Annotated in this window: 9 protein-coding genes; 6 read left to right on the forward strand and 3 right to left on the reverse strand. The window is 55.3% G+C overall.

The genetic code is table 11. The features are described from left to right. The first annotated feature begins 38 nt into the window (after positions 1-38). From Q0N43_RS08245 to Q0N43_RS08255, 3 genes are read left to right on the forward strand one after another with little or no spacing between them, the layout of a single operon-like run. The gene (locus Q0N43_RS08245; RefSeq protein WP_295445180.1) at positions 39-2,354 is read left to right on the forward strand and encodes a glycoside hydrolase family 88 protein; all 2,316 of its coding nucleotides are present in this window, start codon (positions 39-41) and stop codon (positions 2,352-2,354) included. A gap of 11 nt (positions 2,355-2,365) precedes the next feature. After that, positions 2,366-2,854 carry a (2Fe-2S)-binding protein gene (locus Q0N43_RS08250; RefSeq protein ID WP_295445183.1) on the forward strand — a complete coding sequence of 163 codons (489 nt, stop codon included), beginning with the start codon at positions 2,366-2,368 and terminating at the stop codon, positions 2,852-2,854. Position 2,855: 1 nt separating this feature from the next. Then, on the forward strand, positions 2,856-5,042 hold the full coding sequence (locus Q0N43_RS08255; RefSeq protein WP_295445185.1) for a molybdopterin cofactor-binding domain-containing protein: 2,187 nt from the start codon (positions 2,856-2,858) through the stop codon (positions 5,040-5,042). Between the two features lie 308 nt (positions 5,043-5,350). On the opposite strand, the gene Q0N43_RS08260 is transcribed toward Q0N43_RS08255, so the two are convergent. Continuing rightward, positions 5,351-8,689 carry a TonB-dependent receptor gene (locus Q0N43_RS08260; RefSeq protein WP_295445188.1) on the reverse strand — a complete coding sequence of 1,113 codons (3,339 nt, stop codon included), beginning with the start codon at positions 8,687-8,689 and terminating at the stop codon, positions 5,351-5,353. 151 nt (positions 8,690-8,840) lie between these two features. On the opposite strand from Q0N43_RS08260, the gene Q0N43_RS08265 reads away from it, so the two are divergent. Genes Q0N43_RS08265 through Q0N43_RS08275 form a run of 3 tightly spaced genes read left to right on the forward strand, consistent with a single transcriptional unit; the run spans position 8,841 to position 12,909 of the window. Next, positions 8,841-10,376 (forward strand): tryptophan halogenase family protein, encoded by a 1,536-nt coding sequence (locus Q0N43_RS08265; RefSeq protein ID WP_295445191.1) that lies wholly within the window; start codon positions 8,841-8,843, stop codon positions 10,374-10,376. After that, positions 10,343-11,899 carry a tryptophan halogenase family protein gene (locus Q0N43_RS08270; RefSeq protein WP_295445193.1) on the forward strand — a complete coding sequence of 519 codons (1,557 nt, stop codon included), beginning with the start codon at positions 10,343-10,345 and terminating at the stop codon, positions 11,897-11,899. The genes Q0N43_RS08265 and Q0N43_RS08270 overlap by 34 nt, the downstream gene beginning before the upstream one ends. Beyond that, positions 11,896-12,909, forward strand: a complete 1,014-nt coding sequence (locus Q0N43_RS08275; protein WP_295445196.1) for a cupin-like domain-containing protein — start codon at positions 11,896-11,898, stop codon at positions 12,907-12,909. The genes Q0N43_RS08270 and Q0N43_RS08275 overlap by 4 nt, the downstream gene beginning before the upstream one ends. On the opposite strand, the gene Q0N43_RS08280 is transcribed toward Q0N43_RS08275, so the two are convergent. Both Q0N43_RS08280 and Q0N43_RS08285 read right to left on the reverse strand, forming a co-directional pair. Then, on the reverse strand, positions 12,906-14,408 hold the full coding sequence (locus Q0N43_RS08280) for a tryptophan 7-halogenase (protein ID WP_295445199.1): 1,503 nt from the start codon (positions 14,406-14,408) through the stop codon (positions 12,906-12,908). The two genes, Q0N43_RS08275 and Q0N43_RS08280, sit on opposite strands and share 4 nt — an antisense overlap. Beyond that, on the reverse strand, positions 14,405-15,928 hold the full coding sequence (locus Q0N43_RS08285; RefSeq protein WP_295445200.1) for a tryptophan halogenase family protein: 1,524 nt from the start codon (positions 15,926-15,928) through the stop codon (positions 14,405-14,407). Before Q0N43_RS08285 ends, Q0N43_RS08280 begins: the two co-directional genes overlap by 4 nt. Positions 15,929-15,936: the final 8 nt, after the last annotated feature.

Raw genomic sequence — 15,936 nt, forward strand, 5'->3', positions numbered from 1 at the left:
CACCCGGCGCGCTTGACGGTCCTTTCTGGGAGAAATGAATGGCCATCTTTCGTAAAGCCGTTTCACTGGCATGCTGCGTATTGGCAGTCTGCGTGATGACCTCTGAGGTCCATTCGCGGGAACTTAGGCCCGCAAGCGCATCTGTGATTTCAGCGCCTTCAGCAATTCCTTGGAATCGACAAGAAGTTGTTGCACTGGCTGAAAAGGTCGGGAACTATCAATTGGCTACCATGGCAGCAGGCTTAAAGCCGAACCCCTCTGCCGCCTACCCCGACCCAAGAGGCTGGGAGCAGGGTGCACTGTTTGTCGGCCTCATGTCTTTGGCGGATCATTCGTCCCGGCCGGAATTCGCCGCAGTTATTCGCGCCCGAGGACAAGCCAACGGCTGGCGACTTGGTGACATGATCAATGACGCCGACGACCACATCATCGGATCGAGCTATTTCTGGGCATCGCGGCACGGTGCCGGTGACGCCGCGATTGTGCCGATGCGCGCGCGCCTCGACGAAATCCTGGCGAAGCCTCCGGTCAATGATCTAAACTTTGTTGGCAACGGTTTGACCTGCCGAGATCGCTGGTGCTGGAGTGATGCGCTATTCATGGCACCCCCTGTTTGGCTGGAAATGAGCAAGGTCACCGGCGATCTGCGTTACGCCAACTATGCAAAGAGAGAATTTCGCGCGACAACTGGCAAGCTCTATGACCCGGCATCGCACCTCTATTTCCGGGACAGCCGCTTTTTCGAGCGGCGCGGCATCAATGGAAAAAAGATATTCTGGAGCCTAGGCAACGGCTGGGTTTTCGCTGGTCTGGCGCGGATGATTTCGCTGCTTCCTGAAGGCGATGCGGACCGCACCTATATGGAACGCATCTTCAAAGAGATGGCAGTCGCGCTCATTGCACTTCAAAAGCCTGATGGTTTCTGGTCTCCGTCCTTGCTCGGCGATGCTGCGGTCAGTCCGCCCGAGTCAAGTGGTACAGGCTTCTTCACGTACGGACTTGCGTGGGGTGTAAAAACTGGGTTGCTGGATCGATCCACGTACGAGCCCCATGTCCGCAAAGGATGGGCAGCTCTTGTTCGCTCCGTTCAACAGGATGGTAGACTCGGCTACGTCCAGTCGGTAAGCGACCGGCCCGAAGCTGTAGTTTATGATGATACCCAGCTATACGGTGTCGGTGCATTTTTGCTCGCTGCTGGTGAGGTGGCCGACCTTGACCTTCCGGCACCGCCTGTCGCTGCAAGCCTTGAAGTCCATAACCCTTCTCGCTTTGATCAGGGAGCGGCCCTTGCCCAGATCGCCATTGCACTGCCCGAAAGCGATGCTGGCGGATGGTCCATTGAGGCAGGCGGTATTGTCTATCCGGCGCAGTACGAACGCGGGATCCTAAGCTTTGTCATGCCGATCAAGCAGCATCAAACGTTGCAGGTCAGCGTTCGGCCGCAACCCGCGCCTTTGCCCGAACTTGTCCACGCAATATTGAATGTACAAGACGGCGGGAAAATGGAAGCCGGATTGCTTAAGGGCGGGACTTTCCACCTGCGCAAGTCCTACCAAGTCCCCGCTGAACATTTTATCCATGATGGCCTGATCGCCTTTGAAGGCATAGGTTGGGAGTCGGACAAGGTTGCCTACAGGCTTTACTTGGATGAACGTAGCGTCACCGACATTTACGGCAAGAAATTACCTAGACCCATCCTGCCGTCCATAGGACAAAACGAAGGCGACTATCATGTAATGAATGATTGGGGGCAGGACATTTTTCAGGTCGACAAGAGCCTGGGGAGTGGTGGCATCGGCATCGTGAAAAACGGCAAGGCCGAACAAATCGGTCCATCGACTATTGCGGCCGAAGTTGCCAATACCGCAATTACAGGTCATGCAATCGTAACGCATTCCGACTTCGATTCCGGCGGAGGTTCGTTGCGTGCCCACTACAAGATTTCATACGGGCAGGCTCTTACCTTTGTCGATGCTGCAGCAACCGGATCAGTTTCTCCCTTTGCCGCAGGCTTCCGCCATCATCCAGGGGTTCTGCTACTGAAGGGTGGGAAGTCAGAAGCATGGAGCTATTTTGCTTCATGGGGCCAGCAGGCTCTTACGAATGATAATCTGGGCCTAGCCATTTTCTTCAAGCCAAAGGACACAACGGGAGACGTGCGAGACGATGGGCGAACCTATTTCGTGACATTTAAGGATCCAGGTCATGTGCGCTATGCTTTTGGCGCGACTTGGGTGCAGGACTTGAGCGGCGTGCGCGATCTGAACGGATTCAACGCCTGGCTTGACTCAACGGTCGACGGGCTAAATCATCCGGTTGTCGTAAAGTTACTCTCGAAACACGACAAGGATTAAGGAAGAGTAGGATGATCACACTTTCGGTTAATGGCCAACCTCGACAACTTAAAGTACCAGACGAAATGCCCCTCCTTTGGGTGTTGCGGGACGAGCTGGATTTAAAGGGGACCAAATTCGGTTGCGGTGTTGCTCAGTGCGGTGCCTGTACGGTGCATATCGACGGAGAACCCGTGCGAGCGTGCATCACCCCGGTCGGCGGCATCGGTGACGGCAAAGTCGTGACTATAGAAGGCATAGCTGGAAACCGCCAGGGACGCGCCATTCAGGAAGCTTGGCTTGAACTCGACGTTATTCAGTGCGGCTATTGCCAGGCCGGTCAGATTATGACCGCGACGGCTCTGTTGACCCAGAACCCCACACCTGACGACGCAGCCATTGACGTGGCGATGGAAGGCAATCTGTGTCGGTGCGCTACGTACAAGCGCATAAGGGCAGCGATCAAATCAGCATCTGGACAGCCCGTAGACGACACTCGCAACCGCGGCACGGAGGCCTGAAATGGAAACAACACGTCGGCTTTTTCTGAAATCTGGCGTCTTGGCCGGAGGAGGGCTTTTGCTCGGTTTCGGCTTGTCGGCCTGCACAGAAAAGGACGATCCAGGTCCAGTGACAGCAGTAACCGATTATGTCGCTATCTCGTCTGACGGCATAGTGACCCTCATAGCCAAAAATCCTGAAATTGGCCAAGGGGTCATGACCAGCCTTCCCATGCTTATTGCCGAAGAACTAGATGTCCTTTGGGCCAATGTGAGGATAGAAACCGCCGCCTCCGATGACAAGCGCTTCGGCGCTCAGTTTGCTGGCGGCAGTATGGCGACCGCTCTGGAATACATGCCGATGCGCCAGGTCGGGGCTGCAGCGCGTTGGCTTCTGATCGAGGCGGCTGCAAGACGTATGAAAGCCACGCATGACGCCTTCACAACAAAGGCTGGCAAAGTAAGGCACAAGGACGGCACAACGTTTGACTATGGTGAATTGGCCGCCGAAGCCGCGCTTCTGGCTCCACCCGATCCTACTAAGCTTACGCTAAAGGACCCTAAAAACTTTTTGCTAATTGGCAAGACGCAGAAAGGATATGACAATCCAAAAATCGTTAGGGGCGAACCGATTTTTGGCATCGACGTGAGCTTGCCCGGTATGTTGTACGCGGTTTATTTGAAGTCACCAGTTTATGGCGCGCGGCTCATCTCGTGCGATCTTTCCGCTGCGAAGGCCGCCAACGGCGTCAAAGACGTATTTGTGCTTAAGGGCACGGATATGCATGGGCTGAAGGATGGTATTGCAATTGTCGCCACTAGTTGGTGGTACGCGCAGGCTGCGCGCGCCCTGCTTTCACCGGTATGGGATGAAGCCGTCGGTAAATTGCACGACAGTGAAATCTATTCCCAAACCGCCAAGACGCTGTTGCTAGGCGAGGGCGAGGTCAAAGAAAAACGCGGCAATGCTGACGCTGCTTTGAGATCGGCTACCCACACTTTTGACGCCGAATACAACGTGCCATTTTTGGCCCACGTCCCGATGGAACCGCAAAACTGTACAGCCGTGGTAAAAGCTGAGGGCGTGGAAATTTGGGCGCCGACGCAGCAACCTAATGACGGCAAGGCGCTCATTGCAAAGACGCTTTCCATCGATCCGGCCATCGTCACCGTCCATATGCGACGATGTGGGGGAGGCTTTGGTCGTCGGCTCGAGAACGACTACATGGCAGAAGCCGCTGCTATTGCGCAAAAGGCAGGCGCACCAGTCAAACTGGTCTGGGCGCGCGAGGATGATGTCGCTCACGATTTCTTTCGCCCCGGAGGTTACTACCGTGTCCGTGCCGGCGTTGATGCATCAGGCAAGTTGGCAGCTTATATTAGCCACAGTGTGAACTTCACCCGTGAAGGCAAGATTGTACAAGGCGATGAGGTCGCAGGTAACGCATTCGCTTTGACCGTCGCCCCACACACGCGTATTGAGTTCTCCAAGATTGAAACTACCATACCAACAGGTTACCTGCGTGCACCTGTTTCTAACGCGCTTGCTTTTGTGCACGAGACTTTTTGCGACGAGATCGCTCATGGTGCGGGCCAGGATCCGATTGCCTTCCGTCTGGCCCATCTCAATGCTCACATTGATGATTACAACGGAGATCGGTTCGGGGGATACAATCCGTCGCGAATGCGCGCTGTCTTGAAGACTGTCGAGGAGCGTTCGGGCTGGAGAAGTAGGGCCTCCGGCAAAGGCGAGGGCATGGGCGTGGCAACCTATTTTAGCCACCATGGATATTTCGCTGAAGTTGCGAAGGTCAGAGTGACGGACGATGGCAAATGGCGCGTTCTCAAGGTCTGGGCGGTAGGGGATGTCGGAAACCAGATCGTCAATCCAAGCGCAGCCAAAAACCAAGTTGAGGGTGCCGTGATGGATGGTATTGGTTCTATGTCGGCAGAAATTACGTTCTCAAAGGGGCGAGCGGTTCAGACGAACTTTCAAGATATTCCGATGATGCGTATGCCTCAAGCGCCTGAGGTTGACGTGCAGTTTGTGCTTAGTGAATTTCCGCCAACGGGCCTAGGTGAACCTGCCCTGCCGCCTGTCATTCCAGCCGTTGCCAACGCGATCTTCGCTGCATGTGGCGTGCGCCTGCGTCAACTTCCTTTAACAGAACAAGACTTAAGGGCAGCCATTGACACGGCACGTACTTGATAAAGTTCCTGTCGCCATCTACCGCGAATTTTTCCTTAGCGATGTTGCCGCGTACACTGGCCCTCAGCAGTTCCTGCGAGGCCTCCGAATTGGTGTGATTGGCGATAGCTTATGGCCTTGAGGTTGCGGTGCAGACCCCCGGGAACGAACTATTGTTGACCCTTCTCTTAAAACCTTGTTCGTTTCATCATCTGCAACTCCCTTAAGCTAGACGCTAATCGTGCTTGGAGGAGAGCAGTTGATTAAAACGGCGCCGCCTGAGCGGGTCAGACGGCGCCATTATATTGCGATATCGTCACCAATCCGGCTTAGAAATTCGCCCGCGCGATGAACGAGAAGCGGCGGTCGTTCATGAAGTAGGAACGCGGTGCCAGTAGACTGGGGTTACCGGTATAGGCCTGCGAAGTCTTGGTCACCTCATTAAGCAGGTTAACGCCTTGGACCCCGATCTTAATGTTATCAGTCACGCTAAAGAATGCCGACGCATCCAACTGTCCAGTCGCTTCGTTGAAGATCGAATAATATGGGAAAATCACATCCGATGCAGTCAGTAAGAAGCGTGAGCGCCAGTTATAAGCCGCACGGAGCGAGACTGGCCCCTTTTCATAGAAGACAGCGGCGTTCACATTATGCTTCGATAGCTGCTCAAGCGGCAGATTGCCGAGAGGTACTGTGGAGTTAGCGGCCAGATTGCCGCCGTTTAGGAACGTATTCGGAAGCCCCTTGCTCTTGATGTAAGTATAGTTGGCCGAAGTACCAAGACCGTCCAGAAATCCGGGGAGGAAATCATAGGTCTGCTGATGGGCAATTTCGAAACCTTTTACTTTACCCTTCCCGTCAAAGTTGGCCGGGCCGCGCACTAGGACATTCTGCGTAACGCCGTTGTTGGTAATCGAACGGTCGGTTACTGCCTGATAAAAGAAGTTTCGGATATCCTTGTAGAAGACATCCAAGGTAAGCGATCCAACCCGTGCGAAATACCATTCTGCAGTGAGGTCGAATTGCCAAGCAGTTGCGGGCTTCAGGAAAGGATTGCCAGTTTCGGCCGTCAAATTGCCCGCACCATCCAAGCCGGTGTTCAGGAAGTTCCGCAGATAGGCATTGTCGGGCCGGGTAAGAACTTTCGATGCGGCAAAGCGAAAATTAACGTCGTCCGACACGGCCAGTTTTGCGTTAAAGCTAGGCAACAGATAATTATAGTCGTTTTTGGCCGAATCAAATGCGTTTGATCCATCTGCAAATGTCTGAAGCGCCTCATACTGTGTCGAGTTCAACGTACTGCACAAACCGCCCGCAGGAACAGTACCTACTCCTCCTGGACCAGGTACGGGAGCGCAGCGAACGCTATAAGGCTGCGCAATACCCAGTTGCGCCTTGCTGCCGACGCTGATGTTGCCATCAGACCTAATGTCCGATGAAACATACCGCACGCCGATATTCCCAGATAGCCGCATCCCGCCAAAGTCCTCGGAACCGAATTTCGCCTGCAGGTACAAAGCCGTGTCCTGCTGGCTGACCGGTTGGATTTCTGAGGGCAGGAATGCTGTGCCAGCTACCACACCATCGCGCTCCGCAAGCGGAACCCAACCGGCATTGCCGCCATTGGCAACCCAAGCAGCATTGACCGATTTAGCAAAGGTCGAAGATCCGGCATAATCGCCAATCAGATCGCCATTATAGTAGTACGCGCCAGCCGGCCCAGGTGACTGTCCGCGAAAGAAGTCCGGAAAGGCGTAGAAGTCAGCATTGCCGCTGCCGACCTGACTTACCGAAACCGGACTGCCCGCCCACACTTCGCTCAGCACGCCCCAGTTATATGTGGTGTAGCGAACAGTCTGATCGCGGTCCGCATATCGAGCACCGAACTTGAGCTGACGTAGGAAAGAAGTCTCGTCAAAGTCATAGGCCAGATCACCACGGAACTGAAATTCCGAACCGGTACTATTTTCGATATGGTCCATTGCCGAGCGCCAGAATTGAACGCGCTTGTCAGCAAAATATTGCGCATCTGACATTGCCCCAAGCGTCGGGTTTGGTCCCGCCCAGCTGTACCCAAGATAGTTCGGTTTGTGCGGGATCACCACTGGGAGATCGCCGGTCAGGTCCAGCTCTTGATCCGCCCAGGTTGAACCCATTATGCTGACATCGAGGTTTTTCTTTTCCGACTTTGTGTAGTCCGCGTCGAGGCTAAGGCTCAGTCTGTCCGTCAGCTTCGTCTGCATGTTAAGCGCATAATCGGTGTTGGTACTTTCTTCGTCAACTTCGCGACGTGCAGCAACCTGCTGCAATCCACCAATTGGGACGAACGTATTTGGATTGCCGCGCCAGCCGTCACTTGGATTAGTTATATATCCCTTTTGGAACAGATTATTCTCATCATAGGTGTAGTTCTGGAAACTGGAGCCAATCGGGCATTCTGCCCGGGTCGTGCCGTCGCCAAATGTACCATCGGCCCTCAGTTCAGCTGGCCCCCGGTTGTTTTGCAAGCAGCCGATTGGCTGAGTGCCATATTCCGAGAGATCCGAGCCTGTTTCGAATGTACGCTCACCCCATTTGTTGGTCGTGTGCGACCGAAGGAATTGCGCGGTGACTAAAGTATTGCGATCTGTTGATTCGAACTGGAAGGCAAGCGCCTGACCGTCACGTGTACGGTCGAATTCTTGTGTGCGGAATTGACCTCCAAGCGGCGCATAAGCCAGCGAACGCAGATCTGCGAAACCATCTGCGCCGGTTGTTTGTGCCGCATTACAGTTGTTGGACTGGGCGGGTAAAAGTGTTGTGTTGTCGCTGCTAGGAAGACGATTGCGGCATATTTGTGTGCCGCCGGCATTTGCCTTTAAGACATAGGCGCCGTCTCTTGTCTGGAAATTCGAAATCTGCAGGCCATCAGCACGGCTTTTGATGCGCGAGTAGGAAAGATTGCCCAAGAGGCCAAAGGTACCAATGCCGGTTTCCCAGGTGTTGCTTAGTAGAAGTGAACCTGTGGGCGTCCATTTTTTGCGGAAATCGCCATAATTGGCCTCAAGGTTCAAACCGATATGAAAGCCCTTGTTATCAAATGGCTTACGGGTGTTAAGGTTGACCGTTCCAGCAAGCCCGCCTTCAATCATGTCAGCCGTCGCATTTTTGCTGACAATGACTGAGCCTAACAACTCGGATGGAACATCCGCAAAGTTCAAGGCCTGTCCGCCAACACCTGCTGCAAACGAATCACGCCCGTTGAATTCCGAGCGCACAAAGTTCAGGCCGCGAATGACGACACCCGATCCCTCTACCGAGAAGTGGTCTGGATCATTCGAACCAGCAAAGCGGTTAATCGCTACACCAGGAAGCCGTTGGAGTGCCTCAGTTACGGAACGGTCGGGCAGAGCGCCGATGTCTTCCGCGGTAATGGCATCCACAATTGTGTCTGAATTCTTTTTGATGCTCTGCGCGTTTGCAAGGCTGGCGCGGATACCTGTGACAACAATGGCGTCTCCATTGTCTTCCGTCTCAACCGCTGCCGCATCTTGCGCATAGGACGGAGCGCTGGTCAGCAGCACACAAACCGCAAGCATTGATACACTTGCCTTCAAAGGCGATATCGGCACCTGCCCACATCCCAGTGCGCGAATCGACTCAAACAAATTCAATGATGGCTGTTCCATGGCGTATCCTTCCCAATTGAGAGCGCTATCGTTTTTAAATATTGCGCTTATGGTAGCGCTACCTATATTGCCATTTGGCAGTTGGCAAGACCTGAATTAACATACAAAAGCGACCGAGAGGATTGTTTGGAAGTGGGTGCAAAAAAGTCACATGAGCAATGAAAATCATGCAATCCGCGATATTGTAATCGTTGGCGGCGGCACCGCTGGCTGGATGGCCGCGGCGGCTTTTGGTCGTTTTTTGGATAATGGCCAACGCAAAATAACTGTTATCGAATCAGATGAAATTGGCACTGTTGGCGTGGGTGAGGCGACCATTCCGGCGATCCTGAATTTCAACCGCATGCTCGATATCGATGAAAATGAATTTTTACGGGAAACGCAGGGTACATTCAAACTGGGCATCGAGTTTGTAAATTGGGGTAGGCTGGGCGAAAGCTATTTCCACCCGTTTGGGCATTACGGTCAGGACCTACATGGCATCAATTTCCATCAGCTATATCTGCGCGAATATGCCCGCGGCGACCACCGGTCGATTTCCGAATACTGCATGTCGGCCATGGCGGCAAAGCTGGGGAAGTTCGGACGGGCCAATGCGACCGCACGTTCGCCGGTTTCCGAGTTATTCTACGCCTTTCATTTTGACGCATCCCTTTATGCGAAGTTTTTGCGCCGTCACGCTGAGGCCAATCGGGTTGTTCGGCAGGAGGGCAAGATTGTCCGCGTTCATCGCCGCGACAGCGACGGTTTTGTCGAATCCGTAGAGTTGGCCGACGGAACGAAAATCGCAGGTGAGTTGTTCATCGACTGCTCTGGCTTTCGCGGTCTGTTGATCGGCGACACGCTGGGTGTAGGTTATGAGGACTGGAGCCACTGGCTGCCGATGGATCGCGCGATTGCCGTTCCGACCGCCAATATCGGCCCTCCTGACCCGTTCACCCGGTCAACCGCGCGGACTGCAGGTTGGCAATGGCGTATTCCGCTGCAGCACCGCAGCGGCAACGGGCATGTTTATTCGAGCCAATATCTCGACGATGACGCGGCCGAGGCGGTGCTGATGGCCAATCTCGAGGGCGAAGCTTTGGCGGATCCGCGCCGGCTGCGTTTTACCACCGGAAGGCGTGAACTCAGCTGGAGCCATAATGTCGTGGCGCTTGGGCTTTCTGGTGGCTTTCTCGAACCGCTGGAATCAACCAGCATCCACCTGATCCAGAACGGCATTGCGCGGCTGTTTGCTCTGTTTCCAGACAAAAACTTCAATCCGCTCGAACGCGACGAATATAATCGCGGGATGCGCGATCTTTATGAGGATATCCGGGATTTCATCATCCTGCATTACAAGGCGACGCAGCGCGATGACACTCCGTTCTGGTGCTATGTCCGCGATATGGACATACCCGAGCCGCTAGCGCGCAAAATGGAATTGTTCAAAACACGGGGGCGAGTGTTCCGCGAGAATGCAGAGCTGTTTAGCATGCCGAGTTGGGTTGCGGTGATGTTGGGCCAGAACATCTGGCCCGAACACTGGGACACGCTGACCGATGCGCTCGATGAAAAGCGCGTAAGCGAAGCGATGGCGCAGATGCGTCGAGGCTATACTGCGACCGCCGATGCGCTGCCCACGCACGAGGAATTTTTGCGAAAGGCCGGGGCATGGGCTGCATCGGACGTCCGGATCGTGCCATGAATGACTATGCCATCCGCAAAATGGTGATCGTCGGCGGTGGTACCGCCGGATGGATGACGGCTGCGGCATTTTCTCGAGTGTTCGGCGCGCTGCCGGGGCTGCATATTGAGCTTGTCGAATCCGACGCCATTGGCACTGTCGGTGTTGGCGAAGCAAGCATCCCTGATATCTGCCTGTTCAACAACTTGCTCGGCATCGATGAAAATGAGTTCGTGCGCCAAACCGGGGCGACCTATAAGCTCGGCATTGAGTTTGTCGACTGGACGCGGTTGGGGCATCGTTACGTTCACCCCTTTGGCCATTATGGCATCGATATGATGGGTATCGAATTCCAACATTTCTGGCTTAAGGGCAAAGGGCTTGGCGACAACAGCCTGCTCGACGCCTATTCGATGGCGGCGGTGGCGGGTAAAGCAGGCCGGTTCATGCGACCGCAGTCGGACCAGCCCAATTCGCCGCTCTCCAAATTCAGCTATGCCTTTCAGTTCGATGCGGGCCGTTATGCGAAATATCTGCGCGCTCGCGCAGAGGCGCAGGGCGTCAAGCGGACAGAAGGCAAAATCACAAAGGTCGAGCAGGATAATGAGAGCGGTTTTGTCACTGCCGTCGTTCTTGAAAACGGCACGCATGTCACGGGCGACCTGTTCATAGACTGCTCGGGCTTTCGCAGCCTGTTGATTGGTGAAACGCTCGGCGTCGGGTTCGAGGACTGGACGCCGTGGTTGCCCTGCGACCGAGCGGTCGCCATTCCCTGCACGCATCCGGAAGGCGAATTGAGCGAACCGCTTACCCGCAGCACTGCGCGGCCCGCTGGCTGGCAATGGCGTATTCCGTTGCAGCACCGGATCGGCAATGGCCATGTTTATTCAAGCATGCATATGTCTTCTGACGAGGCAACTTCCTTATTACTTGCCAATCTTGACGGCGAACCGCTGGCCGACCCCAACTATATCCGTTTCACTGCCGGACATCGGCACAAGGCGTGGGAGAAGAATGTGGTTGCGTTGGGTTTGGCAGGTGGCTTTTTGGAGCCACTTGAATCGACTGCGATCCATCTGGTTCAGGCAGGCATTGCCCGACTGATGACGCTATTCCCAACTCGCGAATTTCGCCGCGAGGAAATCGACCGCTTTAACCGCGAGTCGATTGAAGATTATTCGGAAATTCGCGATTTCCTTGTGCTGCACTACAAAGCAACCGAACGCAACGATTCCGCCTTTTGGGACTATTGCCGTACGCTGGAGCCGCCGCCTGGGCTGGCGGACAAGCTAGCAATGTTCCGTTCGTCGGGCAGGGTGTTCCGCGAGAATAACGAGCTGTTTACTGAGACGAGTTGGCTGTCGGTGATGGTGGGGCAAGGCATGGAGTCAGACGGCTATCACCCCGCAGCCGATTTACTGCCAGATAATGAAACGATGAACCGTCTTGCGCATATCCGTAGCGTTGTTCAAGGCACGGCGGATGCGATGCCAACGCAGTCCGAATTTCTCATCCAACAGGGTAGTGTGATGGTGAAGGGGTGACGTGGCTGTCCGAGCCAGTAGCGATTGCCGAAACCGGTAAAGCTGGTTTTACTGAATTTCACGAACATATCCGTCCTGCGGCAAAGCCTTTGGTGATGCGCGGTTTGGTCGCCGACTGGTCATGTGTAGCTGCCGGACAACGAGGCGATAGAGCGATGGTCGCCTATCTGAACGAATGTGGCACGACCCGCCCGGTAACCGCGCTCGCGGCGGCTCCGTCCGAGCAGGGGCGGCTTTTCTACAACCCGCAATTGACCGGATTTAACTTCATCAAGGGGCAGGGCCAACTGGCCAAATTCTTGGGCGACCTGATGGATGAAAATGCCAAAGACATGCCGCACGCAATGTCCGTCCAGTCGGAAGTCCTGCGCATCGTATCGCCGCGCTTTGCGCAAGCGAACCGGCTTGATCTGTTACCCGATGTTGAAGGCCGCATCTGGCTCGGCAATCGCGTTCGGACGGCAACGCATTACGACCTGAGCGAAAATGTCGCCTGCAATGTAGCGGGCCGCCGCCGCTTCATATTGTTTCCGCCCGAGCAGATTTCTAACCTATATCTGGGGCCGCTCGAACTTACCCCTGCGGGAACGCCGACCAGCCTCGTTGACCCAATAAATCCTGACTTGGAGATCTATCCGCGTTTTGCAGAAGCATGGAAATATGCGCAAACCGCAACGCTCGAACCCGGCGATGCGATCTACATCCCCTATGGCTGGTGGCATGCGGTAGATAGCCTAGATACACTGAACATCCTCGTCAATTACTGGTGGAACAACCCGCATGAGGTTATGGCTCCGCCTTATGATGCGCTACTTCACATGATTGCGGCCTTCCGGCATCTGAACCCCGAACAGCGAGAGGTCTGGCGCAATATCGCCGAGTATTTTGCCTTTGGCGAGCATGATCCAGGCGCGCATTTGCCAGACGGATCGAAGGGCATGCTTGGGCCGTTTTCGCCGAACCTAATCAGCAAGATGATGGCCTACATCAGAGCCTCGATGCAGCGTTAAACACCAGGCTGCGGCAATACAGACTCCAGCCATTCGCCATAAGGCGGCGCTGCATCTACCGCTGCGCGCGCCGCATTTTCCGCCTGCTGCGTCAACGAGCGGTTCCGTTCAGCCGACTGGGCTAGCGCGTGGGCTGAGGGTGACGAGGATATGCCCAGCGCCAGCAGCATAGCGCTCCACTCCGATGGCAGCACCGGCGCTTCTTCGAAAAAGGGCATCCGACCATGTCGCCGGTGCATGTCGATCAGCAGGTTGAACGACGGCGAATATGTGAGTTGCGACACACGCGCCGTAAACGGCGTGCCGGGCATTCCGAGCGCGGCATAATGGCTAGTCAACCAATCACGCAGCGACGAAGCCATCAGCTCCGCGCGGCGGTTATACTCTTCGCGTTCGCGTGGTTCGACGTTGCGCCCTGGGAGCAGTTCGAGCAACAAAGACAACTGTCGGTGGGCGAGATCCAGATTTGTACCGCCAATTGGCTCGAAACTCGCCGCTGCGTCGCCCAAGGCAACGACATTGCCGACAAAGGGCCGGACGAGTGCGCCGGGATGAATTGCCGCGGCGATGGCAGCGGAAGCGCCTGCCCCTATTAGATGCGCTTCCGCGTCGGCACTGCCCAGCGATGCGGGGAATGCAAATATCCGCTGCACCCCGTCACGCCCGCCAATCTCGTTCAACCAGCCATGCGGGGTCAGGGTCATCCGATCTTCGAGCGCCAAAACTGGTTCACCCGGCGCGGCGATCAACACTCGATCGCAGGGCAGATTTTCTCTCCAGCTGTCAAGCGTCGCGCCTGCCATCCTGCTCATCAACCAGCGCATAGGACCGCTGCAATCGATAAACAGGTCGGCGGCAATCGCTCCAGCATGGTCGTCAAGAATGACTGCAGCGATATCACCCCGTGCGCTATATTGCACATCAGCGGGCAATTTTGGTGCATATTGAATGCCAAGCTGCATCGCCTTTGCAATCAGCAGATTGCGATAGGCCTCGACATTCCATCGGAGCGCGTAATCAATAGTGGCGAGCGGTGAGTTGGGGTCGCCATCGGGTGGGCAAAAACGGCCCGTAGCAGCAAGCGCCGCGGCGGGTGTTAAAATCCTTGCTTCGGCTGCCCGACCGGGACTGCGGACGGCCTCAAAATGTCCCGTAAACGCATTGCCAAGCGCCGGGTTACCACTGCCATAACCGCTAATGCCCTCATGGGTCTCACTTGCCCAGCCGCGATAGCGAGTAACTAACCGGTGGCTCGCTCCAGCCCTTTGCACCAAATCCATTTCGGATATGCCGAGCCGGTCATGCAGCCGGTTCGTAAAGGGCATTGCTGTGCCAATACGGTCGGCAAAAGCAGCGTGATCTGCCGGACTGGGAATTACAGTTACCGTCGTGGTCGGTAGTGCCTGGCGCAGGGCGATGGCGGTCAGTATGCCTACCTGTCCGTCGCCAACCACCAGAATGGCGTGCGGCAGTTCGCGGGGCTGAGCAGCATGATTCATAGCTGCGGTGCCAGTCGCTCGCTGCGCGAATGCAGATAGGCGCGATGGTCCGGCATGGTCGCGACTTCCATGTCAATTGCATGCTTCAGCGAAGACAGAGCGCGTGCCATACCGCCCGGGTCGGGAACCGAAACGCGCGGGTCGATGCCGTTGGGAAGGATGTTCTGCCCTAGAAAGACCGCTATCCAGCTGGCATCATAAAACAACCCTTCAGAATATTTGGCAATACGTCCGGTCCGTTTCCAAAGTTCTATCTTGCCTGCCAGACTGTCTGGCACCTGCATCGTACGAACGTGATCCCAAAATGGGGAATCGTCACGCGTTGTGGCGTGGTAATGCAGGATCAGGAAATCGCGGATGCGGTCATATTCCATGTCAACGAGTCGGTTGAACTCGGCGCGGTCCGCGTTCTCAATCTTGCCGTCCTTGGGGAATAATTCGATCAAATAGGTGATAGCCATTTGCGCGAGATAGATACTGGTCGATTCGAGTGGCTCAAGGAATCCGCTTGCCAGCCCGACGCCGATGACGTTTTTGACGAAGCTGTTCTTGCGACGCCCGGCCCTGAATTTCAGGATCCGGGGGTCTGCTAACGAAGTGCCTTCGACCGCAGCGACAATCGCATCCGCCGCTTTTTCGTCGTCGATGAAGCTGCTTGCGTAGACATAGCCGTTACCGACACGGTGCTGCAATGGAATGCGCCAACGCCAGCCAGCGGGCATGGCTATTGCGCGCGTGTAGGGTTCTATTATCTCGCTAGCCGCAGCGCAGGGCATGGCTACCGCGCGGTCGCACGGTAGCCAGTGCGACCAGTCCTCCCACTCCGCGCCGACAGCTTCTCCTAGCAGCATGCTGCGGAAACCAGAACAATCGACAAACAGGTCGCCATTGATGCACTGTCCGTTGTCTAAGAGTAGCGTGGTGACATTGCCCGTTTCAGTGTCTTTCTGGACCTCGATAACTTTGCCTTCGATTCGCTCAACGCCTTTGCTGATGGCGAATGTGCGCATATACGGACCAAACAAAGTCGCGTCGAACTGATAGGCGTAGCCATAGGCTGAACCAAGCGTATGATCGTTTGCGGGTGGACGAAAACGGTTTGCGACCGCTGCTGCAACGCCCATTGAATAGTCGCTAATCGGACCAGCATCACCCCTTTGCTGCGCGGCGAGCCAATAATGGTGGAATGATATCCCCGCCAGCTCTTCACCGAAGCTACCGAATGGGTGGATATAGCTGTCGCCAATCTTACCGAAATCGCGGAAATCGATGCCCAGCTTGTAGGTAGCGTGCGTCTCCCGCATGAAGTCGGATTCGTTAATACCAAGGCTTTCGACAAAGCTGCGTAGGTGCGGCAACGTAGCCTCTCCAACACCGACAATGCCGATATCTTCGGATTCAACGAGGGTCACGCGAACTTGTTCCCCAAGCATGACCGCAACGCCGGTTGCCGCCATCCAGCCCGCTGTGCCGCCGCCAAGTACTATGACATGGATGGGTTTTGCGCCACCGTTACTCATAAAAGTAT

The sequence above is a fragment of the Sphingorhabdus sp. EL138 genome (assembly GCF_945882965.1).
Classification (GTDB): Bacteria; Pseudomonadota; Alphaproteobacteria; order Sphingomonadales; family Sphingomonadaceae; genus Sphingorhabdus_B.